Annotated in this window: 21 protein-coding genes; 7 read left to right on the top strand and 14 right to left on the bottom strand. The window is 57.8% G+C overall.

Annotated features, from left to right (window positions below; translation table 11 throughout):
* Nucleotide 1: 1 nt before the first annotated feature.
* Nucleotides 2–811 carry a serine O-acetyltransferase gene (gene cysE, locus RUE5091_RS03945; protein WP_058280586.1) on the top strand — a complete coding sequence of 270 codons (810 nt, stop codon included), beginning with the start codon at nt 2–4 and terminating at the stop codon, nt 809–811.
* Nucleotides 812–818: 7 nt separating this feature from the next.
* On the opposite strand, the gene RUE5091_RS03940 is transcribed toward cysE, so the two are convergent.
* The 7 genes from RUE5091_RS03940 to RUE5091_RS03910 form a co-directional block, all read right to left on the bottom strand.
* Entirely contained in the window at nt 819–1,055 is a 237-nt protein-coding gene (locus RUE5091_RS03940) for a hypothetical protein (RefSeq protein WP_058280585.1), read from the bottom strand.
* A 154-nt stretch (nt 1,056–1,209) separates the two neighbouring features.
* The gene (locus RUE5091_RS03935; RefSeq protein ID WP_058280584.1) at nt 1,210–2,520 is read right to left on the bottom strand and encodes a pyruvate dehydrogenase complex dihydrolipoamide acetyltransferase; all 1,311 of its coding nucleotides are present in this window, start codon (nt 2,518–2,520) and stop codon (nt 1,210–1,212) included.
* 12 nt (nt 2,521–2,532) lie between these two features.
* Entirely contained in the window at nt 2,533–3,903 is a 1,371-nt protein-coding gene (locus RUE5091_RS03930) for a pyruvate dehydrogenase complex E1 component subunit beta (protein ID WP_058280583.1), read from the bottom strand.
* Nucleotides 3,904–3,918: 15 nt separating this feature from the next.
* Complete coding sequence (gene pdhA / locus RUE5091_RS03925) at nt 3,919–4,908, bottom strand: pyruvate dehydrogenase (acetyl-transferring) E1 component subunit alpha (protein WP_058280582.1); 990 nt, start codon at nt 4,906–4,908, stop codon at nt 3,919–3,921.
* Nucleotides 4,909–5,074: 166 nt separating this feature from the next.
* Nucleotides 5,075–5,374 (bottom strand): FtsB family cell division protein, encoded by a 300-nt coding sequence (locus tag RUE5091_RS03920; RefSeq protein ID WP_058280581.1) that lies wholly within the window; start codon nt 5,372–5,374, stop codon nt 5,075–5,077.
* A 132-nt stretch (nt 5,375–5,506) separates the two neighbouring features.
* Nucleotides 5,507–5,851, bottom strand: a complete 345-nt coding sequence (locus RUE5091_RS03915) for a lysozyme inhibitor LprI family protein (protein WP_058280580.1) — start codon at nt 5,849–5,851, stop codon at nt 5,507–5,509.
* Nucleotides 5,852–5,914: 63 nt separating this feature from the next.
* On the bottom strand, nt 5,915–7,111 hold the full coding sequence (locus RUE5091_RS03910) for a phosphoglycerate kinase (protein WP_058280579.1): 1,197 nt from the start codon (nt 7,109–7,111) through the stop codon (nt 5,915–5,917).
* A 132-nt stretch (nt 7,112–7,243) separates the two neighbouring features.
* Here RUE5091_RS03910 and RUE5091_RS03905 point away from each other — a divergent pair, with 132 nt between their 5' ends.
* A complete protein-coding gene (locus tag RUE5091_RS03905; protein WP_058280578.1) occupies nt 7,244–7,750 on the top strand; it encodes a peptidylprolyl isomerase in 507 nt (168 codons plus the stop codon).
* Nucleotides 7,743–8,291, top strand: coding sequence for a peptidylprolyl isomerase (locus RUE5091_RS03900; RefSeq protein ID WP_058280577.1), 549 nt, complete (start codon nt 7,743–7,745; stop codon nt 8,289–8,291). The genes RUE5091_RS03905 and RUE5091_RS03900 overlap by 8 nt, the downstream gene beginning before the upstream one ends.
* 42 nt (nt 8,292–8,333) lie before the next feature.
* Here RUE5091_RS03900 and aqpZ read toward each other — a convergent pair whose 3' ends face one another.
* From aqpZ to RUE5091_RS03870, 6 genes are all read right to left on the bottom strand, one after another.
* Complete coding sequence (gene aqpZ / locus RUE5091_RS03895) at nt 8,334–9,020, bottom strand: aquaporin Z (protein ID WP_058280576.1); 687 nt, start codon at nt 9,018–9,020, stop codon at nt 8,334–8,336.
* 134 nt (nt 9,021–9,154) lie between these two features.
* Entirely contained in the window at nt 9,155–9,964 is an 810-nt protein-coding gene (locus RUE5091_RS03890) for a M90 family metallopeptidase (RefSeq protein WP_058280575.1), read from the bottom strand.
* Nucleotides 9,965–10,061: 97 nt separating this feature from the next.
* On the bottom strand, nt 10,062–10,562 hold the full coding sequence (locus tag RUE5091_RS03885; RefSeq protein ID WP_058280574.1) for a bactofilin family protein: 501 nt from the start codon (nt 10,560–10,562) through the stop codon (nt 10,062–10,064).
* Nucleotides 10,552–11,877, bottom strand: coding sequence for a M23 family metallopeptidase (locus RUE5091_RS03880; RefSeq protein WP_058280573.1), 1,326 nt, complete (start codon nt 11,875–11,877; stop codon nt 10,552–10,554). The genes RUE5091_RS03885 and RUE5091_RS03880 overlap by 11 nt, the downstream gene beginning before the upstream one ends.
* Nucleotides 11,878–12,057: 180 nt before the next feature.
* Nucleotides 12,058–12,873: a ferritin-like domain-containing protein gene (locus RUE5091_RS03875; RefSeq protein WP_370731925.1), complete on the bottom strand. Its 816-nt coding sequence runs from the start codon at nt 12,871–12,873 to the stop codon at nt 12,058–12,060.
* 82 nt (nt 12,874–12,955) lie between these two features.
* Nucleotides 12,956–13,417 (bottom strand): peroxiredoxin, encoded by a 462-nt coding sequence (locus RUE5091_RS03870; RefSeq protein WP_058280571.1) that lies wholly within the window; start codon nt 13,415–13,417, stop codon nt 12,956–12,958.
* 68 nt (nt 13,418–13,485) lie between these two features.
* On the opposite strand from RUE5091_RS03870, the gene RUE5091_RS03865 reads away from it, so the two are divergent.
* From RUE5091_RS03865 to RUE5091_RS03850, 4 genes are all read left to right on the top strand, one after another.
* On the top strand, nt 13,486–16,866 hold the full coding sequence (locus RUE5091_RS03865; protein WP_243470708.1) for a YhdP family protein: 3,381 nt from the start codon (nt 13,486–13,488) through the stop codon (nt 16,864–16,866).
* Between the two features lie 43 nt (nt 16,867–16,909).
* Nucleotides 16,910–17,956: a tRNA preQ1(34) S-adenosylmethionine ribosyltransferase-isomerase QueA gene (queA, locus tag RUE5091_RS03860; protein WP_058280750.1), complete on the top strand. Its 1,047-nt coding sequence runs from the start codon at nt 16,910–16,912 to the stop codon at nt 17,954–17,956.
* Nucleotides 17,957–18,068: 112 nt separating this feature from the next.
* Nucleotides 18,069–19,340: an MFS transporter gene (locus tag RUE5091_RS03855; RefSeq protein WP_058280569.1), complete on the top strand. Its 1,272-nt coding sequence runs from the start codon at nt 18,069–18,071 to the stop codon at nt 19,338–19,340.
* A 111-nt stretch (nt 19,341–19,451) separates the two neighbouring features.
* The gene (locus tag RUE5091_RS03850; RefSeq protein ID WP_058280568.1) at nt 19,452–20,030 is read left to right on the top strand and encodes a DUF924 family protein; all 579 of its coding nucleotides are present in this window, start codon (nt 19,452–19,454) and stop codon (nt 20,028–20,030) included.
* On the opposite strand, the gene RUE5091_RS03845 is transcribed toward RUE5091_RS03850, so the two are convergent.
* The gene (locus RUE5091_RS03845; RefSeq protein ID WP_058280567.1) at nt 20,027–20,461 is read right to left on the bottom strand and encodes a hypothetical protein; all 435 of its coding nucleotides are present in this window, start codon (nt 20,459–20,461) and stop codon (nt 20,027–20,029) included. The two genes, RUE5091_RS03850 and RUE5091_RS03845, sit on opposite strands and share 4 nt — an antisense overlap.
* Nucleotides 20,462–20,485 lie beyond the last annotated feature (24 nt).

Below are 20,485 nucleotides of genomic sequence, written 5' to 3'. Positions count from 1 at the left end.
CATGTTGGAAAAGCGCAGTCAGGTAACGCCTGTCGACCCAGTTTGGAACCGCATCACGACCGAAGCCCATGCGGCGGTCGAAAGCGAACCATTGATGGGGGGGCTGGTTCACGCCTGCATCCTGCACCACCGAAGCCTTGAGCGGGCTCTATCTTATCGCGTGTCGGCCAAGCTGTGTTCGAATGAAATGTCGATGATGGTGCTGCGCGAAATCGTGGACGAAGCCTATGCCGATGACGCCTTGCTGCTTGAAGCGGCGCGCGCCGACCTGATGGCTGTGTATGAGCGTGACCCGGCGTGCCACCGTCTGTTGCAGCCGATCCTTTATTTCAAAGGCTATCAGGCGATGCAGGCTTATCGCGTGGCGCATTGGCTTTGGAATAAGGGACGTCACGATTTGGCGTATTTTTTCCAGATGCGTTCGTCCGAGATTTTCGGGATCGACATTCATCCGGCGGCGAAAATCGGCAAAGGTATCATGATCGACCACGCCCATTCGATCGTCATCGGGGAAACCGCAATTGTCGGCGACAACGTCTCGATGCTGCACTCAGTGACGCTGGGTGGCACCGGAAAAGAAGAAGAGCAGCGCCATCCGACCATCGGTAACGGCGTGCTGATCGGGGCCGGTGCCAAGGTGCTGGGGAATATCGTGGTCGGTCATTGCAGCCGCATCGCGGCAGGGTCTGTGGTGCTGCAAGAGGTTCCCGCCTGCAAAACCGTTGCAGGTATCCCCGCGAAGATCGTCGGAGAGGCCGGATGCGATCAGCCCTCGATTTCGATGGATCATATGCTGGGCAAAGACCAGTAAAACGACCTTAGTTCGAGCGGTTCTTTCTGTTTAACCGCTCGAGCCGCTTTTCCTCGCGGCGTTTTTTGCGCGCTTCGATGCGTTTGGCGCGGTCTGCCTTGCGCTTGGCCTCTTCGACAGGATCAGGGTTGTAGGTCGAATTCTCGCCCGGGTAGCCGTTGGGCTTAGCAATAGCGGCGGCGGATAAAGTTGTCGCCAATAAGGACACCACCAAAAAGCACTTTGCCAATTTCACGAGGGTCATAGGGCACCTTTGCATCAGAACTATCCGTGCAATCAAGGTGGTCTGCTGAGTGTGATTGAGCAACTATTTCAATGATCACGCCTGCTCACATCATGGCGGTGATCTGAGAGGCCACGCCGGTGAATAGCCCGGCGTGGCCTGAGTTCATAAGCTCTTAGGCCAGCATAACCATAGGGTTTTCAAGGTTTTCGACGATCGCCTGCAGCAACTCTGCGCCCAACGCGCCGTCAATAACCCTGTGGTCCACCGACATGGTGACTGACATGACCGTGGCAACGGTCAGTTCGCCATCGTCACCGACAACCGGCTTCTTGACCCCCGAACCTACGGCCAGAATGCCAGCATGGGGCGGGTTCACGATGGCGTCGAAATTGTCGATGCCAAACATACCCAGGTTCGAAATGGCAAAGGTGCCGCCCTGATATTCATGCGGTGCCAGTTTGCGTTCACGTGCTCGACCTGCAAGGTCTTTCATCTCGGTCGACAAGGCCGACAGGGATTTGGTGTCAGCATCCTGCAGAACCGGAGTGAACAAGCCACCTTCGATGGCGACCGCAACGGCCACATCCGAAGGTTTCAGTTGCAGAACACGATCTTCAGCCCAGACGGCGTTGCATTGCGGCACTTGCTGCAGTGCGTTGGCGACAGCCTTGATGATGAAGTCGTTCACGCTGAGCTTTACACTACGGCCTTCCAGCTGCTTGTTCAGCTGTGCGCGGAACTTGAGCAGCGCGTCCAGTTTGATATCGCGGCGCAGGTAGAAATGCGGGATGGTCTGCTTGGCCTCGGACAGACGCGCAGCGATGGTCTTGCGCATACCGTCCAGTTTGACCTCTTCGTACTCCCGACCTTCGTACATGCGCGCCACCGCATCTGCCGAGGGGCCAGCTGGAGCCGCAGCGGGTGCTGCCGCCGCCGCTGCCGCAGGAGCCGGAGCGGTTGCCGCAGCCGGTGCAGCCGTGGCGCTTTCGACATCCGCCTTGACGATACGGCCATGTGGGCCGGACCCTGCGATCTGCGCCAGATCCAGACCCTTTTGGGCCGCAATTCGGCGGGCCAATGGAGACGCAAAGATACGACCACCATCCGCCTTGGCCGGAGCAGCCGGGGCAGGGGCGGGCGCCTCGGACGCCGCTGGCGCGGCGGCCTCGTTGCCCGCGGCGGCTGCGGGGGCAGCCGCGGGGGCTGTGGTAGGCGTGGCCGCGATATCATCGGCGCTTTCGCCATCTTCCAGCAGAACTGCGATGGCAGTGTTGACCTTGACCCCCTCGGTGCCTTCCGGGATCAGGATCTTGCCAACGGTGCCTTCGTCGACGGCTTCGAACTCCATCGTGGCCTTGTCGGTTTCGATCTCGGCCAGCAGGTCACCGGAGGAGACGGTATCGCCTTCCTTGACCAGCCATTTGGCAAGCGTGCCTTCCTCCATAGTCGGTGAAAGGGCGGGCATCAGAATTTCTGTAGGCATCTGTGTCGCTCCTTACCGATAGGTCACTTGTTTAACGGCGGCGATCACTTCATCCGTGGTCACCAGCGCCAGCTTTTCCAGGTTCGCGGCGTAGGGCATCGGAACATCCTTGCCGGTGCAGTTGATGACTGGTGCGTCGAGATAGTCGAACGCTTCCTGCATCACCACGGAGGAGATGTAGCTGCCGACCGAACCTTGTGGCCAACCTTCTTCGACCGTCACCAGACGGTTGGTTTTCATCACAGAATTGATGATCGCACCGGTATCCATCGGGCGGATGGTGCGCAGGTCGATCACTTCGGCGCTGATGCCTTCCTCGGCCAGTTTGTCAGCGGCTTCCAATGCGAATTGCATGCCAATGCCAAAGCTGACGATGGTCACATCCGAGCCTTCGCGCCAGATACGCGCCTTGCCCAGCGGGATGGTCAGGTCATCAACCTGCGGTACGTCGAAAGAGCGACCGTAGAGGATTTCGTTTTCCAGGAAGACCACCGGGTTAGGGTCACGGATCGCCGATTTCAGCAGGCCTTTGGCATCTGCCGCCGAGTAGGGCATCACGACTTTCAGGCCTGGGACCTGCATGTACCATGCGGCGTAGTCCTGAGAGTGCTGCGCGGCCACGCGGGCAGCGGCACCGTTGGGACCACGGAACACGATGGGGCAGCCCATCTGACCACCGGACATGTAAAGTGTCTTGGCGGCCGAGTTGATGATCTGATCCATCGCCTGCATAGCGAAGTTGAAGGTCATGAATTCAACAATCGGTTTCAGCCCGCCAAAGGCAGAACCAACCGCGATACCGGCAAAGCCATGCTCGGTAATCGGTGTGTCGATCACACGCTTGGAGCCGAATTCGTCCAACAGGCCTTGGGAGATCTTGTACGCGCCCTGATATTCGGCGACTTCTTCACCCATCAGATAAACATCTTCGTCGCCGCGCATTTCTTCGGCCATAGCGTCGCGCAGAGCTTCGCGGACTGTTTCAGATTTCATCTCGGCGTCGGCCGGCCAATCAGGTGACAAGTCAACGACCGGAGCTGCCGGGGCTGCGGCAGGAGCGGGGGCCTCAACCGCCGCTGGGGCGGCCTCAGCCACCGCTGCGGCTGCAGGTGCAGCCGCGGGCAGGGCCGAGGCGTCTTCGCCCTCTTCGACCAGCACCGCGATGGGGGTGTTGACCTTGACCCCTTCGGTGCCTTCACCGATTAGGATTTTGCCGACGATGCCTTCATCGACAGCTTCGAATTCCATCGTCGCTTTGTCGGTTTCAATTTCGGCCATGATGTCACCGGAAGAAACGGTATCGCCTTCCTTGACCAGCCACTTGGCCAATGTGCCCTCTTCCATTGTAGGCGAGAGTGCGGGCATGAGAATTTCGGTTGCCATGTCTTATTCGTCCTCTCAGGCGTAAATATCGGTCCAGAGCTCATCCAGCGAAGGCTCGGGGCTTTCTTTCGAGAATTCGGCGGCCTGGTTGACGATCTCTTTGATCTCTTTATCGATCGCTTTCAGATCATCCTCGGTCGCGTGTTTTCCGGTCAGCAGCAGATCGCGCACATGTTCAATCGGGTCGCTTTGTTCGCGGACCTTCTGAACTTCTTCACGGGTACGGTATTTGGCCGGATCGGACATCGAGTGGCCGCGATAGCGGTAGGTCTTGATTTCCAGAATGTAGGGGCCTTTGCCTGCACGGCAGTGGGCCACAGCCTTTTCACTGGCCGCCTTCACCGCAAGCACATCCATACCATCTACGATTTCACCGGGGATGCCGAAGGCCTCACCACGGTGATAAATATCTTTGGTCGAGGTCGACCGTTCCTGTGAGGTGCCCATGGCGTATTGGTTGTTTTCGATAACGAAAATAACTGGCAGGCTCCAGATAGCGGCCATGTTGAAGGTCTCATAGACCTGACCCTGGTTCGCCGCACCATCACCGAAATAGGTGAAGGTAACACCGCCGTTTTCCTTGTACTTGTCTGCAAAGGCCAGACCTGCACCTAGCGGCACCTGCGCGCCGACGATGCCGTGACCGCCGTAGAAGTGTTTCTCTTTCGAGAACATGTGCATCGAGCCGCCTTTGCCTTTGGACAACCCACCTTCACGCCCGGTCAATTCGGCCATCACGCCACCCGGCTCCATTCCACAGGCCAACATGTGACCGTGGTCGCGATACGAGGTGATACGCTTGTCACCATCTCTGGCTGCGGCCTCAAGGCCCACAACAACGGCTTCCTGCCCGATATAAAGGTGGCAGAACCCACCGATCAGACCCATGCCATAAAGCTGGCCCGCCTTTTCTTCGAATCGGCGGATCAAAAGCATTTCGCGGTAGTAAGTTTTTAGCTCTTCCGCAGAAACATTTGGTTTCTTTGTGGTTTTTCGCGCAGCCATTGTGGCGATCTCCCCCTTTCGGACAGATAGTTTAGCGTTAAACTATCTCTTAAAGCATTTCCTGCTTTCTGGCGAGGGTAAATATGACGCATTGCGGTTTCGCGCGATTTCAGGCCGCGGCGAACTGTTAGAAGATGCAGATTTTTGATGAAGTGTATCTGCTGGGTCAGCGGATGACGATTTCGTCCGAACGGATCATTCCCAGAACCGAACGGGCCTGCTGATCCAGCAGATCAAGATCCAGATAGGTGTCCGATAAACGACGGGTCAGGTTTTCCATTTCGGCGATCTCGGCCTCGAGCTTGGCCAGATCCTGCGACAGGGCGTCCCGTTCCGCTGCAATCTCGACCCGCCGGAACAGGCCATAGTCGCCCTGCACGGCAGCGAAGGTGAAATACACACCTAGCATAAATGCCACCATGAAGAAAACGACTGCGCCCAAACCGGGCCGATGGGAACGGGACACTCTGTTTACCGCCGTATGAAATTTGCCTCAATAACGTGCCCTTTGCGAGCATCTGTTCGTACTATGTCACAGGTGATTCGGGTTGTGAATCCCTTGGCTCGCACTTTTTTACGAATTGCTGGATTTCGTTCCTCAGCGCCATGCCTCAAGCGATTGATTGCGTGTCAGGGTTTGCTGTTCCATACAGGCCCAATAGAACATCGGTGCCGCACTGCCATCGCTTGCCAACTCTGGGTCGCAGGTGGCATTGCGCGCTTTCAGCCAGGCGCGTTGTTCCGTCAACAGGGTTTGACCGTCTCCGCGTGCATCGGCCAGTGGCTTGATCTCAGCCCAAATCCGGTTCAGCTCGTGATCCGCAATTTCCCACTTTTCCTTGGCGCAGAAATTGGCGTCGAGTTGCGTTTTCCCGCCACAGCTGGATTGTGCTGCGGCATAGGCAGGGATCAATGTTACGATCAGACAGGCAAGGACCCTCATGGCAAGATCTCCAACTCTATAACGAGAGTTTACCATGAGGCCCGAAATGCGACCAATTTGACGTTACGCCTGACCTTCCAGAGCGGCGACGCCGGGCAGGGTCTTACCTTCCATCCATTCCAGAAACGCGCCGCCAGCGGTCGAGATGTACGAGAAATCCTTTGCCGCGCCCGAAGCGTTCAAGGCCGCGACCGTGTCACCGCCACCAGCGACCGAGACCAGTTGACCCGACCGTGTCAGTGCTGCCGCCTTCAGAGCCGCTGCGTTGGTGGCCGCATCAAAGGGCTCGATCTCGAATGCGCCCAGCGGGCCGTTCCAGATCAGGGTCTGGCTTTTACCGAAAATCTCGGTAATGGCGGAAACACTGTCTGGGCCTGCGTCCAGGATCATGCCGTCCTCCGGGCATTGATCGGCAGGCAACACTTGATGCGGGGCGTTGGCCTCGAATTTTTCGGCAACCACGACGTCCGTGGGCAGGACGATTGTGCAGCCAGAGGTTTCAGCCTTGGCCAGGATCTCGGCGGCGGTGTCTTTCATTGCCGTTTCGGCCAGTGATTTACCGACATTCAGACCTTTGGCAACAAGGAAGGTGTTCGCCATGCCACCACCGATGACCAGATATTCCACCTTGTCGATCAGGTTGCCCAGCAGTTCCAGCTTGGTCGAAACCTTTGCACCACCGACAACGGCGGTCACAGGGCGCTTGGGCGCACCCAACGCGCCTTCCAGCGCTTCAAGCTCGGCCTGCATCAGGCGACCGGCACAGGCAGGCAACAAACGAGCGATGGCCTCGGTCGAGCTGTGCGCGCGATGGGCCGCCGAGAATGCGTCGTTGCAGTAGATATCACCCAGCTTGGCCATGCCGGCAGCCAGATCGGCGTCGTTCTTGGTTTCTGCTGCGTGAAAGCGCGTGTTCTCAAGCAGCAGCACCTGACCGGGTTTCAGCGCTTCGGCGGCCAGATCGGCCTCGGTGCCGACGCAATCTGCGGCGAACAGAACCTCTGTGCCAAAGGCGGCTTCAAGCGTGGGGATCAGCTGCTTCAGCGACAGGTTCTCGCGCCGCTCGCCACCAGGGCGACCGAAATGGGCCAGCAGGATGGGCTTGCCTCCGGCTGAAAGGATATCGCGCACAGAGGGGACGATACGCTGAATGCGGGTTGCATCGGTCACAACCCCGTCAACGACCGGCACGTTGATATCGACGCGCACTAGCACGCGTTTGCCGTTCAGGTCCATATCATCCAGAGTTTTCCAGCCCATCGCTCTATCCTTGACGTTACAACAGATTCAGGCGGTTCTTTTCCTGCATTTTGCCTTCAGGTCAATGCGTCACTTGGCATTCATGCGCCCGCGTCATAGGTATTTGCGCAAGACAAACGACAGGAGGGCCTCATGGCCGAGATCAAGGATCCCGAAAACACAATCATCGTCGAACTCAAAGATGGCAATGTCGTCATCGAGCTGCTGCCTGACGTGGCCCCGCAGCACAGTGCCCGGATGAAGGAACTGGCGCGCGGTGGTGAGTATGACAACGTGGCCTTTCACCGTGTGATCGACGGTTTCATGGCGCAAACCGGCGACGTGCAGCACGGCGACATGGAAGACGGGTTCAACATTCGCATGGCGGGCACTGGTGGCTCGTCGCTGCCGAATGTTCCCGCAGAGTTCTCGAAGCTGCCCCATGACCGTGGCACCCTGGGTGCGGCGCGTTCGCAGAACCCGGATTCGGCGAATTCGCAGTTCTTCATCAATTTCAAGGACAACCATTTCCTGAATGGCCAGTACACCGTTTACGGACGCGTTATCGACGGGATGGAGCATGTAGACGCCATCGTGCGTGGCGAGCCGCCAGCAAGCCCCGACCGCATGATCAGTGTCAAGGTTGCGGCAGATGTATAAACTGATCGCCGCTTTTGCCTTGCTGGCCAGCCCTGCGCTGGCCACGGGTTTGCAGATCGAAATCGAAGGTGAGGGGGCCAACGGCACCGTCACCGTTGATCTATTCGATGATATCGCCCCCAAACACGTTGAGCAGATCAGCGCTCTGGCCGCCGAAGGCAAGTATGACGGCGTGGTGTTCCACCGTGTCATCGACGGCTTCATGGCGCAGACCGGTGATGTCGAATTCGGCCGCATCGGTGGCGACATGCGTCGGGCCGGAACCGGCGGGTCCGACCGTCCTGACCTGCCAGCCGAGTTCTCGGATTTCAACTATGATCGTGGTGTCGTTGGCATGGCGCGGGCACAGGATCCGGACAGCGCGAATTCGCAGTTCTTCATCATGTTTGCACCGGGCCCGTTCCTGAACGGCCAGTACACGGTTGTCGGTCAGGTCACGGACGGCATGGACGTGGTGGACGCGATCAAGCGCGGCGAAGGCCAGAACGGTGCCGTTATTGGTCAACCGGACGTGATGAAAAAAGTCACCGTCACCGAATAAAGAAAAGGCCCCGATGTATCTGAACATCGGGGCTCTTTAAATTCAGTCGTCACCCATCATTTGCCAGATCAGCGCCCCGATGGCAGCACCGATAAGCGGGGCGACCCAGAACAGCCAGAGCTGCGCCAGCGCCGGGCCATCGGCAAACAGGGCTACACCGGTCGAACGCGCCGGGTTGACCGATGTATTGGTCACCGGGATCGAAATCAGGTGGATCAGTGTCAGACACAGACCGATGGCGATCGGGGCAAACCCGTCGGGCGCAAAGTTGGATGTTGCGCCTAAAATGACAAGGATGAAGAACGCGGTCATCACGATCTCGATCACCAATGCGGACATCATCGAATAACCCTGCGGCGACGCTTCTCCGTATCCGTTCGAGGCGAACCCGCCGACACCCTCGAACCCCGGTGCGCCGCTGACGATCAGGTACAGAACGGCGGCGGCGGCGATTGCGCCGATCACCTGCGCGATCCAATAGGGGATCAGTTCTTGCGCCGGGAACCTGCCACCGATCATCAGGCCAAGACTGACCGCCGGGTTGAAATGCCCACCTGAGATATGCCCGACCGCGTAAGCCATGGTCAGAACAGTCAGGCCGAAGGCGAAGGATACGCCCAGCCAGCCGATGCCCACATCAGCAACGCCAGCTGCCAGAACAGCGCTGCCGCAACCGCCTAGCACCAGCCAGAACGTGCCGAAGAACTCGGCCATGAGTTTTGATGACATGAAAATCCCTCCTGAAAACACTGATTTAAGGGTAATTCAAAAATCACATTTTGTGAAATGCCAGGAAGCGGGGAAAAATTTCCCGCTGTGCTCAGGAATGGATTTCGGTATCTATGTTGGGTTTCGTTTTTTGTTTAATCCCAGATTGCCGGGTCCAGACGAAACAGTTTCGAAAGCTGTTGATAGACGTCGGGCACGGCAGCTTTCAATTGCCGGGGCTGTTCAAAAAACACCTCGACCGAAACCGCAAAGAATTCTTCGTGACCAACGGCGCCATAGGGGTCGATAACTGTATGCTGCCCATGTTCGACGGCGTGGACGTGGGCGTCATAGGCGGTCAGAAACACGCGTTCCCATTCGGCAAAGCTCTGCCCGTCGCTCAGGATCGGAACGCCGTTAGTGCCGCCTGACAGGTCGTCGACCTGATGCGCAAACTCGTGCAGGACGACATTCTGACCGTCATGGTCATTGGCCGCGCCTTGTTTGCTGTGCGACCAAGAAAGAATGACCGGCCCGCGATCCCAGCTTTCGCCTGTTCGCACGATTTCCTTCTCACTGACGACATAGCCATCCTGTCGGCGCTGACGTGATTTGAAGGCGCTTGGATAGATCAGGATGGTTGTCAGGTGGTCGTACCAGAGATCGCTGTTGACCAGCAGCAGACTGGCTTGCGCGGCTATAGCCAGTTCCATTTCTTCGGTGACTTCCAACCCGTCGCAGCCGTGAAACTGCACCTGATCCAGAAACAGGTTCACCTTGCCGTCCAGTTTGGCGCGAAGATCAGAGGGCAGGCGTCGGATCAAGGGCACTTGCTGCTCAATCAGGTTGCGCTGGTGGTCAGTCAGAGGGGTGGCCAGCAGGGCCCGCCGTGCCTGAGACTTTGACCAGTGGCGGAACAGGAAAAAGCCCACAATCAACAGAAGGATAGAGAAAAAGATCAACATGACAGAACCCTATACCGACCACAGCGGCCAGCAAGGGCAAAAGAAAAACGCCGCGGGCTGACCCGCGGCGTTTGACCATTCGGAAATAGGGTCAGCGTTACTGCTTGACCTCGGCTGCCGGGTTGGCACCCGACTTGCCGCTGCGGCCCGGGTTCAGCGGATCGTCCTGACGCTGCACCGAACCTTCGAAATGCGCACCGCTTTCGATGGCGATGGTCTTGTGGATGATATCGCCTTCGACACGGGCGGACGAGGTCAGACGCACCTTCAGGCCACGCACGCGGCCCACGATGCGGCCGTTGATCACGACGTCATCTGCGGTGACTTCGCCCTTGATGGTCGCGGTTTCGCCGATGGTCAGCAGATGCGCGCGAATGTCGCCTTCGACTGTGCCTTCGACCTGGATGTCGCCCGTTGTCTTCAGGTTGCCCGTGATGTGCAGATCCGAGGACAGAACCGATGCCGGAGGCTTGGGTTTGGGCGCGGTACTAGCCTTGGTTTCCGCCGGAGTAGGGGCAGCCGGTGTCGCCGGGGCAGCTGGTTTTGCTGTCTCGGGGGCGTCGGATGCGGGCTCGTTGATTTTGCTCTTAGAAAACATTTCTCGCAGCCTTGATGTAAGTCATTGGATTTCTTGGTACACCGTCGACGCGAACCTCATAGTGCAGATGCGTGCCGGTAGACCGTCCGGTGCTACCCATATCAGCAATATGATCCCCGCGCGAGACCCTTTGGCCAACCTTGACCCGGATATTGGTATTATGAGCGTAAAGAGTCTCAACCCCGAAGGCGTGCTTGATTTTTACCAACCTGCCGAAACCGGATTGCCAGCCTGCATGAGTTACAACGCCGTCGGCAGTGGCAAAGATGTCGGTTCCATGAGCTCCGGCAAAATCCGCACCGTTATGCATACGCCGGCCACCGGTTTTCGGGTCGCGGCGGGTGCCGTAGCCGCTGGTATAGCGCACCACATCGCGTACCGGGCTGGCAAAGGGGGCCTTTTCGGCGGCGATGCGGTACAGGTTCAGCTGGTCCATCTGTTGCAGCAGGACATTTGCGCGGATTTCGTCGGGGGTCAGATCCTCACCGCGCGTGCTGAAAGAAATCGGGATCAGAGGGCCGCCCATGCCGCTATAGCCGCGGCGGACCTCTTCGATAATTCGGTCGGTGGGCATACCGGCCTCGCGGAACATCTTATCCAGCGGTTCGACCGAGATCACCATCGCCTCTTCCAGCTGCCGGAAGATCTCGTCGCTGCGCTCCTGCATCAGCCGGATTTCCAGCTCAAGCTCATCGCGCTGCGCCAGCGCGTCCTTTGCGTCGGTGGCAATTTTATCGCGCTCCTGTGCGGTGCGGACCAGCGCGTCGGTCATGAAATTCATCTGCTCGGGGTCGGCCAGAGCAGGCACGTACGTGTCGCCGTCATCGGATTCGACCTGCATGCTAGCCAACTCGGTACGGGCTTCTTCGCGCTGCTTCATGGTGGCGCGCAAAGTGGTCTGGATCACTTCGATTCCGGTTTCCAGTTCGCGGCGGCGGTTTTCCGAGGCCAGCAGTTCCGACTGCATCGCCGAGATTTGTTCCAGCGCCGCGTTAAAACGATCCTGCGCGGCCAGCGCCTCTTGAGCGCGGGTGTCCCGCTCGGTCGATAGGATATTCAGTCGGTCTTGATAGGTTGCCTGATCGCGTTTGGCCTGTTCACGGAAATTGCCCGATCCGATGCTGTCCATCAGCAAAATTGCCGTGGCAACCGCCGTCCAGCCAACGAACACCGCAACGCCGGCGACGGCGAAAATCTGCGTTTCCGAGCTGAGCCGGATAAACCGCGTGTCGTTATCAGATTTCAGAAAAACCCGGCGCTCCGGGAAATGCCGCTCGAGCATTGAGTGTAGTTTGATTGCCAGACGGGTTCGCACGCGTCTTCACCTCTCATCCCCAAGATTCGGGACCGGTCGTGAGTGATAGCCGTCCCTTGGGCGAAGTGCATAGAGGGCGCGCGTGATTTGGGCAAGTTTGTAAACTAGTTCACACAAGAAACCCCATTATTCCCGCCAAAACTCGGCGGGAAATTGCCGATAACGTCAAGTTGCATGCGTTTATTGCGCCGAGCCGGGCGCGGGCAGGTCTTCGGTCAGAGGCCAGTAAAAATCAGGGGGTAATCCGGCTTCGGCGCGTTTTTCTTCGTTGAAAGGCGGTTTCAGGACGCCGTGAAAATATTGTCGGACTAGCTGGTGGAACACATCTTTGGGATCAGCATTCTCGCGCCCGCAAAGGAAATGAAACCACTTCGAGCCATAGGCCACATGTCCAACCTCTTCGGCATAGATGACTTCCAGCGCCGCAATGGCATGTTCGTCCTTGGCCTTGCGGAAGATGTCGATCATGCCGGGGGTCACGTCCAGCCCGCGTGCCTCAAGCACCATCGGAACCACGGCCAAACGGCCCATCAGATCCTCGGCGGTGTCCTCAGCCGCGCGCCACATACCGGCATGGGCAGGCAGGGCGCCATAGTGGCTGCCCACGGATTCGAGGCAATCGCACACCATCTCGAAATGGCGCGATTCCTCTTCGGCGCATTTAACCCAGTCGTCATAGAACCCGACCGGTATCGGCACATGACCAAAGCGAGCGATGATATCCCAATGCAGATCGACCGCATTCAGTTCAATATGCGCGACGGCGTGCAACAAAGCGATACGGCCCGCCTCGGTACCCGGTTTCCGTTTTGGCACCTCGCGCGGGGATAGCAGTTCGGGACGGTCCGGGCGCGCAGGTTGTAGCGGCGGGGTGGCGGTGCCGATCTCAATCGCGGGCGCGTCGCCTTTGCGCGATGCAAACCATGCGGCGGCATAGCGTTTGGACAGGGCAGTTTTTTCCCGCCCATTCGCCGTGGTCAGAACCTCGGTCGCCATCTGAGTCAGCGTCTTGGACACCATGTTTCTCCGCTTGATTGCACACGGCTCTTAGACCGGATGGCGACTGTGGTCGAGAGGGTTACAGGGCGCGCACGGCCTCCAGCACTTCCTCCACGTGTCCGGGCACTTTGACCTTGCGCCAGACTTTGACGATCTTACCTTCGGCGTCGATCACGAAGGTCGAGCGCTGAATGCCCATCGATTTCTTGCCGTACATGTTCTTTTCCACCCACACGCCGTAATCCTCGCAAACGGTCGAGCCTTCGTCCGACAACAGTGGTGTGGTCAGGTTGTGCTTGGCCACGAATTTGTCGTGCTTGGCGATGCTGTCCCGTGAAATGCCGAAAACGTGAGCGCCCGCATCACCAAAGTCTTGAAGTTGTTCCGAGAAACCGATGGATTCCTTGGTGCAGCCCGGCGTATCATCACGAGGATAGAAGAACAAAACGACGGTTCCGCCGCGCAGGGCTGACAAGGTGACCTCGCCGCCTCCGTCGCGGGGCAAAGTGAAATCAGGGGCGATGTCTGAAACGTCGGGCATTGGAAACTCCGCTAAAGTTTTTTATGGGCTGCCCGTGATCATAGGGCGGCACGAGCGGGTTGGAAGACGTGGATAGAAAATTGGTGCAGCACGAGGAAAAAAGTGCTCAGCAGTCCAATAAACCCCGGCGTCGCCGGTCGCGTCGCCGTATTGCCGCGCATTTTTCTGGTTGGACAGTTCTGTCTCTGGGACTGTTAGTATTTGCGGGCTGGTTTTTTCTGTTCGGTCAGAATCTGCACGCTCCTGAGTGGCTGAGAAAGCAAGTTGAGCAGCGCCTTGAACACAGCCTTGGGGGGCTGAAATTCAGTTTCGGTGACGCTAGTTTTATCGTGAACGAAGAATGGCGCCCCCGTCTGCAACTGACTGACGTGACCATCAGTGACGCGGCTGGGCAGCAGATTGCGCAGGTTTCGGACCTGCGCACCCGACTATCCATGCGTGGGCTTTTGCGGGGGCAAATTCGTCCGCGCCGCATTATCCTTCGCGATGCTCAGATCGCCTTGACCCGGGGGCTGGACGGGGCATTGTCGCTGACCGTTGGCTCGGGCAGTACCCCGGTACAGCAGGCACCGAATCTGGCCCAGTTGATCGAGCAATCCGACGATGTGTTTCTGTCTCCGATCCTGTCGGGGCTGCGCTCTGTCGAGTTGGAATCGCTGACGCTGGACTATCAGGATCTGCGTCTTGGTCGGGCCTGGGTTTTCGACGGGGGGCATATCACCGCGACCAGAACCGGGGATGAGATGCATCTTGCCACAGGGTTCTCTGTTCTGACCGGCCGCGACTATGCCAGTTCGATCGAGGCGAATTATACCAGTGTTCTGGGCACACCTCAGGCGGAGTTCGGCATTTCAATTACCGATCTGCCGACTGAAGATATCGCCAGTCAAAGTGTTGCCTTGTCGTGGCTGCAGGTCCTCAAGGCACCGATTTCAGGGGCGTTGCGCGGCAGCATTGACAGTAACGCTGCCTTGGGGCCGCTGTTCGCAACGCTGAACCTTGGGGCCGGTGTGGTGCAGCCAACGCAAGAAACGCGCCCCATTCCGTTCGAGTCCGCCAGAACCTATTTCACCTATACCCCCACTCAGGAGGAACTTGATTTCAACGAAGTCTCAGTGGTTTCGGCATGGGGGGCTTTGCAGGCCGAAGGCAAGGCGTTTCTACACGGTATCGAAAACGGCGCGCTGGACAGTCTGACGTCGCAGCTAAGCCTCAGCAATATCAACATCAATCCAGCTGACCTGTTCCCGGAACCGCTGAAATTGGCACGCGCTGAACTGGATATGAAAATGAACCTGGCACCGTTCGATTTGCGACTGGGTCAGATCACGATCGAAGATGCCAACTATCGGTTGTTGGGCTCGGGCAAACTGACAGGTGAATCCCGAGGTTGGGCGGCGCAACTTGAGGCGCATCTGGACAGCATGAACGGGGATGAGCTGTTGAATTACTGGCCCGAACGCCTGGCGTCAAAGCCGCGGCTTTGGGTCGAGGAAAACTTGTATGAAGGGCAATTCTCGGATGTCGATTTCGCCTTGCGTCTGCGGCCCGGTAGCAAGCCCGATATTTATCTGGACTTCGGTTTCGACAATGCAAAAATCAGGTTCGCCAAGACCTTACCACCACTTGAGAATGCACAGGGACAGGCCAGTCTGATCAATCGCCGCTTTACGGCAACAGCGGAATCGGGCGTTGTCATCGCGGATGAAGGGGGCGCAGTAGACGCCACGGGCACATCCTTCATCATCCCGGATACCTCTATCAAAGAGCTCTCCCCGTCGATTACCCGGGTGGCCGCCAAAGGCAGCACGACAGCGGCATTGTCGTTTCTTGACCGACCTCCACTTAGCTTGCTGACCAAAGCGAATTTGCCGGTTGATCTGGCCGAGGGCACTGTAAATCTGGCCGGAACGTTGGCTCTGCCAATGAAGAAGGGGCTGAAATTCGAAGATACAGAATTTCACTTCCTCGGTGAGGTCGACAATGTCCAAAGTGATAGGCTGGTTCCGGGATTTTCAGTCAGCGCCGACCAACTGGCGCTTGAGGGCAACCAGGCCGGAGTAGAAATTTCTGGCGATGGATTGTTTGGCGACGTTCCCATTCGGGGAACATGGAGGCAGCCAATCGGTGGCACCGAAGCTCAGCGTAGTGAAATGACGGGGCAGATCGAATTGTCCCCTCGGTTGATGACCGAGTTGAACGCCGGGTTGCCACAGGGAATGCTGACAGGGCAGGGCACGGCGGACATTGCACTGGGTATCGGTGCTGGGGCACCGCCTAGACTGACTGCATCCTCGGACCTGCAAGGCGTTGGGTTGGCTGTTCCCGAACTGGGTTGGCGCAAGGGGGCTGGCACGACCGGCACCATGACGCTTGAGGCTACGTTAGGAGAAAACCTGCGCGTGGATGAGCTGAAGCTGGAGGCGGCTGGATTGCGCACTTCTGCGTCGATCTCGTTTAATGAGGGTGATTTCGACCGCGTTCAGTTCAGCTCGTTTGATCTGGGTAACTGGCTGGCGGTTCCGGCCGAGTTGATCAATCGTGGCGGCGCGGTGCCGGACATCCGGGTATTGGGCGGAGTGATGAACCTGGGTCGTGCGACTTTTGGCAGTAGCAGCGGGGGTGGTGGTTCCGGCCCCGGACCCCGGATGGACGTGACGCTGGACCGCCTGCAAGTGACCGAGACCATAGCCCTGACCGGGTTCAAGGGTGACTTTCAAACCACCGGAGGAGTCAGGGGCGCTTTCACGGCCAGCGTGAATGGAGGCGCACCCGTGCGTGGGCAAGTTGCCCCCCGCTCCAATCGCAGCGCAGTAACGTTGACCTCTGGGGATGCCGGGGCGGTCTTGCGTTCTGCAGGGATGATCACGCAGGCACGAAGTGGGTCATTGAACGTGCAATTGGAACCGGTCGCGGGGCCCGGCAATTACGACGTCATCGCGAAAATCACCAATACCTACATCAAGGATGCCCCTGCCATGGCCGCGCTGCTGAACGCCATCAGCCTGGTTGGTCTGGTCAATGAAATGGCGGGGCAGGGTATCTTTTTCTCGTCCATCGAAAGCCGAATGCGCATCACTCCGACAGAGGTCAAAGTCCTGAGCGGTAGTGCCGTTGGACCATCAATGGGTTTGTCTTTTGACGGCACAATTAACACGATTACCGAAACGCTGAACCTGCGCGGAGCTATTTCGCCGATCTATCTGGTGAATGCCATCGGCAGCGTTTTCACCAAGAAGGGCGAGGGCGTGATTGGCTTTAATTATACTCTGACCGGACCGCTGCGGCAGCCGAAAGTGTCGGTCAATCCGCTGTCCGGACTGGCCCCCCTTTTCCTGCGCAACCTGCTGCGGACTCCGGCGCCGACTGTATCCGATGGTCCCAACGCGCAAACCGTGAAACCGGATGAACCCAAAAAGACGTTTGGATCACCACCATCCGACCGGTGATCAGACGGTGGCCGAATCTGAAAAGGCAGGGTATGGCGCGGCCATGAAACTCAGCGATTTTGATTTCCACCTGCCCGAAGACCTGATTGCAACGCGCCCGGCCAGCCCGCGATCGTCCGCGCGGCTATTGGTGGCCAACGGTGATACGGTATCGAATGCTCATGTGTTTGATCTGCCCGACTGGCTGCAACCCGGTGACAGGCTGGTGCTGAATGACACGCGTGTCATCCCAGCACGGCTAAATGGCCGTCGCCATCGCGACAGCGCCCAAGGGCCGGTTTCGGCCGCGATCGAAGCGACCTTGTTGGAACCTCAGGCGGATGGCGCATGGGCGGCGCTGATCAAACCGCTGAAAAAGGTCAGGCTGGGCGAAGATATCAGGTTCTCCGATGACCTCAGCGCCACGCTGGAGCGGGTCGAGGATGGGCAAGCCTATCTGCGGTTCAACCTTATGGGTGAGGATTTCGACTCCGCGCTGGAACAGGCCGGAGCAATGCCCCTGCCGCCCTATATTGCGGCCAAGCGTCCGGCAGACGAACAGGACAAGACCGACTATCAGACGATTTGGGCGCGCAATTCGGGGGCGGTCGCGGCCCCCACGGCGTCGCTGCACTTTGATCAAGTGTTGATGCAGGCGCTTGAGACCCGTGGCGTGACGATCAGTCATGTGACGCTGCATGTCGGGGCGGGCACGTTCCTTCCCGTCAAGGTCGAGGACGTCACCACTCATAAGATGCACGCCGAATGGGGCAAAGTCAGCGCCACAGCAGCCGAAGAAATCCGCGCCACCAAAGCGGGCGGAGGGCGCGTCATCCCCGTGGGGACAACCGCCCTGCGCCTGATCGAAAGTGCTTCGCGGTCCGGGCAGATAGAACCCTGGGAAGGCGACACTGATATCTTCATCTATCCCGGTTTCGAGTTCCACGTGACCGATGCGCTGATGACCAATTTCCACCTGCCGAAATCCACACTGTTGATGCTTGTTTCCGCGTTGATGGGGCAGGGCCGGATGCGCGATGTCTATGCGCATGCGATTGAACAGAAATACCGATTCTTTTCTTATGGGGATGCGTCGCTTTTGATCCCATAAGGGACGCGTTGTCGGGATCGTCCGTTCGCAATGTCGTAGACAAGCGCGATCAGAGCCGTTTTTCATATAAAAGCGAATCCAGAGTTCAGGTCGGCATATTTCGGAGGCCCAAATGATTCAGGTCCTGTCCAGCGCATGGGCGCTTCTTCTTGGTATGGGCCTGTTGATGGTCGGTAACGGTCTGCAAGGGACGATTCTGGGTGTCCGGGGAGAGATCGAGGGCTTTTCGACCCTTGAGATGTCATTCGTAATGTCGGCTTATTTTCTGGGCTTCCTCGGCGGGTCGCGCCTTGCGCCCGAGATGATCCGGCGTGTTGGCCATGTACGGGTGTTTGCCGCGCTGGCGTCTTTCATCTCGGCTGTCATGATCCTTTACCCGATGATGACGAACCCCGTGGTCTGGATTCTGGGCCGCGTCGTGATCGGTTTCTGCTTTTCCGGGGTGTATGTCACCGCCGAAAGCTGGCTGAACAACGCGGCCAGCAATGAAAACCGCGGGCAGGCTCTGTCGTTGTACATGATATTCCAGATGACGGGGATTATCAGTGCGCAGGCACTGGTGCTGCTGGGCGATCCAGCGGGATATGAGACCTTTGTAATCGCATCCATCTTGGTTTCGGTCTCATTCGCGCCCATTCTGCTTTCGATCTCACCAACGCCGGCCTTTGACACCACCAAACCCATGACCCTGCGCGAGTTGATGGGAAAATCTCCGCTGGGTTGCGTGGGCATGTTCCTGTTGGGCGGCGTGTTCTCGGCACAATTCGGTATGGCCTCGGTCTATGGCGCGCGGGCAGGGTTTTCGCTGGCCGAGATTTCGACCTTTGTGGCCGCGTTCTATGTCGGGGCGGTCGTATTGCAATACCCGTTGGGTTGGTTTTCGGACCGAATGGATCGCCGGGTATTGATTATGATGGTTGCGGTGACAGGCGCCTGCGGTGCAATTGCCGGGATGCTGTTTGGACTGGCCTTTCCGATTTTGCTCGTCTCGGCCTTTGTGATTGGCGGCATGTCGAACCCGCTGTATTCGCTTTTGCTCGCCCACACGAACGACTTTCTTGAACATGAAGACATGGCTGCAGCCTCGGGCGGCCTGTTGTTCATCAACGGTCTGGGTGCGATTGCGGGTCCACTGATCACGGGCTGGTTGATGGGCGACCGCGTCTTTGGCCCTCAGGGGTTCTTCCTGTTCATCGCTGCGCTACTTGCGACGATGGCGGTTTACGCCATGTACCGCATGACGCAGCGTGCCGCGATCCCGGTGGATGAAACCGGTACCATGTCTCATGTCTATCCGACGGCATCGCCGGTTGCGATCGAAGTTGCGCAAGAGGTCGCCATTGAAGCCGCCGAAGCCGAGGCCGAGACGCAACATATTGCCTAAGACACGGGAATATGTCGCCAATGTTGCAATTTTTTACTGTAATACTTCTGTAAAACAGCTTTAAATGATCTTACGTCCCTGGGGAGGGCAACACGACGGAGTTTAAGGGCAATGGCAAGTCCTGAAGAAGTATTGAGTTATTGGTTAGACGAGATTGGTCCCAAGGGTTGGTATCTACAAGACGATGCCTTGGATGCGGACATTCGCGAACGGTTTTTGACCACCTGGGAAGCCGCGAATGAAGGCAAATTTTCTCTTTGGTTGACGTACCCCAGTGGGGCACTTGCATACATCATCCTGATGGACCAGTTTCCGCGCAACATGTTCCGTGGCAGCGCCGAGGCATTCGCGTCAGATCGCGCTGCTTTGTCAGCCGCGAAATGTGCGGTGGACAAAGGGTGGGATCTCAAGATCGACGAACCTGCGCGGCAGTTCTTTTACCTGCCGATGATGCATTCGGAAAATCTGTGTGATCAGGAGCGCTGTGTCCGGCTTATGTGTCAAAACATGAGCGACAGCGATCAAAGCAACCTGTTGCACGCGCGGGCGCATCGCGAAGTGATCCGCAAGTTCGGGCGGTTCCCTTACCGGAACGAGGCGTTGGAGCGCCCGATGACCGAGCACGAAGCCGCCTATGTCGACATGGGCGGATACGGGTCCACGGTGCGCGAGCTGCAGGCCGCCCTTTAGGACGACGGCACGCAGCCTCGAATGGCAATAATTCGGTCGGCGACTACGTCGGCCGATTTTTCTATGGCAGAGTTGATCAGCACACCAGGAGTTTGAGTTATCTCGGCAATGCGGGCCTGCGTGATCTGCATTCCTTCCTCGAGGTTATCCAGTTTCACCAGCGCCGTGGATATTCGCAGTTTTTCGCTGATATCGGTCACAGAACCACCTGCCTGCACATCTGCAAGATCACTGCGCAGCGCTACAAGTTCACCCTGAACGCCGCGAATTTCATCCCTTAGCGGTGCAATAACTTGGGCTTTTTCTGAAAAGACCATGGTGATGTCTTCTACTGTCGATGCCAGTTTCCACCCCAGAAATAAGCAAAGAGCCACGAGGATGAGTGTGGCGTTGAGCATTGCAAGCAACAGATCCTTAAGTGTTTTGGCCATGGTAAGCCTCTCGAATAATTTGTG

The sequence above is a fragment of the Ruegeria denitrificans genome (genome assembly GCF_001458295.1).
Lineage (GTDB): Bacteria > Pseudomonadota > Alphaproteobacteria > Rhodobacterales > Rhodobacteraceae > Ruegeria > Ruegeria denitrificans.
Note: the sequence above shows the minus strand (reverse complement) of the source record. Positions and strands in the feature narration are given on the sequence as shown.

Excerpts from the sequence above, each read along its gene's own strand:
- cysE (WP_058280586.1), top strand. The coding sequence starts at position 2 with ATGTTGGAAAAGCGCAGTCAGGTAACGCCTGTCGACCCAGTTTGGAAC.
- RUE5091_RS03940 (WP_058280585.1), bottom strand. The coding sequence starts at position 1,055 with ATGACCCTCGTGAAATTGGCAAAGTGCTTTTTGGTGGTGTCCTTATTG.
- RUE5091_RS03935 (WP_058280584.1), bottom strand. The coding sequence starts at position 2,520 with ATGCCTACAGAAATTCTGATGCCCGCCCTTTCACCGACTATGGAGGAA.
- RUE5091_RS03930 (WP_058280583.1), bottom strand. The coding sequence starts at position 3,903 with ATGGCAACCGAAATTCTCATGCCCGCACTCTCGCCTACAATGGAAGAG.
- pdhA (WP_058280582.1), bottom strand. The coding sequence starts at position 4,908 with ATGGCTGCGCGAAAAACCACAAAGAAACCAAATGTTTCTGCGGAAGAG.
- RUE5091_RS03915 (WP_058280580.1), bottom strand. The coding sequence starts at position 5,851 with ATGAGGGTCCTTGCCTGTCTGATCGTAACATTGATCCCTGCCTATGCC.
- RUE5091_RS03910 (WP_058280579.1), bottom strand. The coding sequence starts at position 7,111 with ATGGGCTGGAAAACTCTGGATGATATGGACCTGAACGGCAAACGCGTG.
- RUE5091_RS03905 (WP_058280578.1), top strand. The coding sequence starts at position 7,244 with ATGGCCGAGATCAAGGATCCCGAAAACACAATCATCGTCGAACTCAAA.
- RUE5091_RS03900 (WP_058280577.1), top strand. The coding sequence starts at position 7,743 with ATGTATAAACTGATCGCCGCTTTTGCCTTGCTGGCCAGCCCTGCGCTG.
- aqpZ (WP_058280576.1), bottom strand. The coding sequence starts at position 9,020 with ATGTCATCAAAACTCATGGCCGAGTTCTTCGGCACGTTCTGGCTGGTG.
- RUE5091_RS03890 (WP_058280575.1), bottom strand. The coding sequence starts at position 9,964 with ATGTTGATCTTTTTCTCTATCCTTCTGTTGATTGTGGGCTTTTTCCTG.
- RUE5091_RS03885 (WP_058280574.1), bottom strand. The coding sequence starts at position 10,562 with ATGTTTTCTAAGAGCAAAATCAACGAGCCCGCATCCGACGCCCCCGAG.
- RUE5091_RS03875 (WP_370731925.1), bottom strand. The coding sequence starts at position 12,873 with ATGGCGACCGAGGTTCTGACCACGGCGAATGGGCGGGAAAAAACTGCC.
- RUE5091_RS03870 (WP_058280571.1), bottom strand. The coding sequence starts at position 13,417 with ATGCCCGACGTTTCAGACATCGCCCCTGATTTCACTTTGCCCCGCGAC.
- queA (WP_058280750.1), top strand. The coding sequence starts at position 16,910 with ATGAAACTCAGCGATTTTGATTTCCACCTGCCCGAAGACCTGATTGCA.
- RUE5091_RS03855 (WP_058280569.1), top strand. The coding sequence starts at position 18,069 with ATGATTCAGGTCCTGTCCAGCGCATGGGCGCTTCTTCTTGGTATGGGC.
- RUE5091_RS03850 (WP_058280568.1), top strand. The coding sequence starts at position 19,452 with ATGGCAAGTCCTGAAGAAGTATTGAGTTATTGGTTAGACGAGATTGGT.
- RUE5091_RS03845 (WP_058280567.1), bottom strand. The coding sequence starts at position 20,461 with ATGGCCAAAACACTTAAGGATCTGTTGCTTGCAATGCTCAACGCCACA.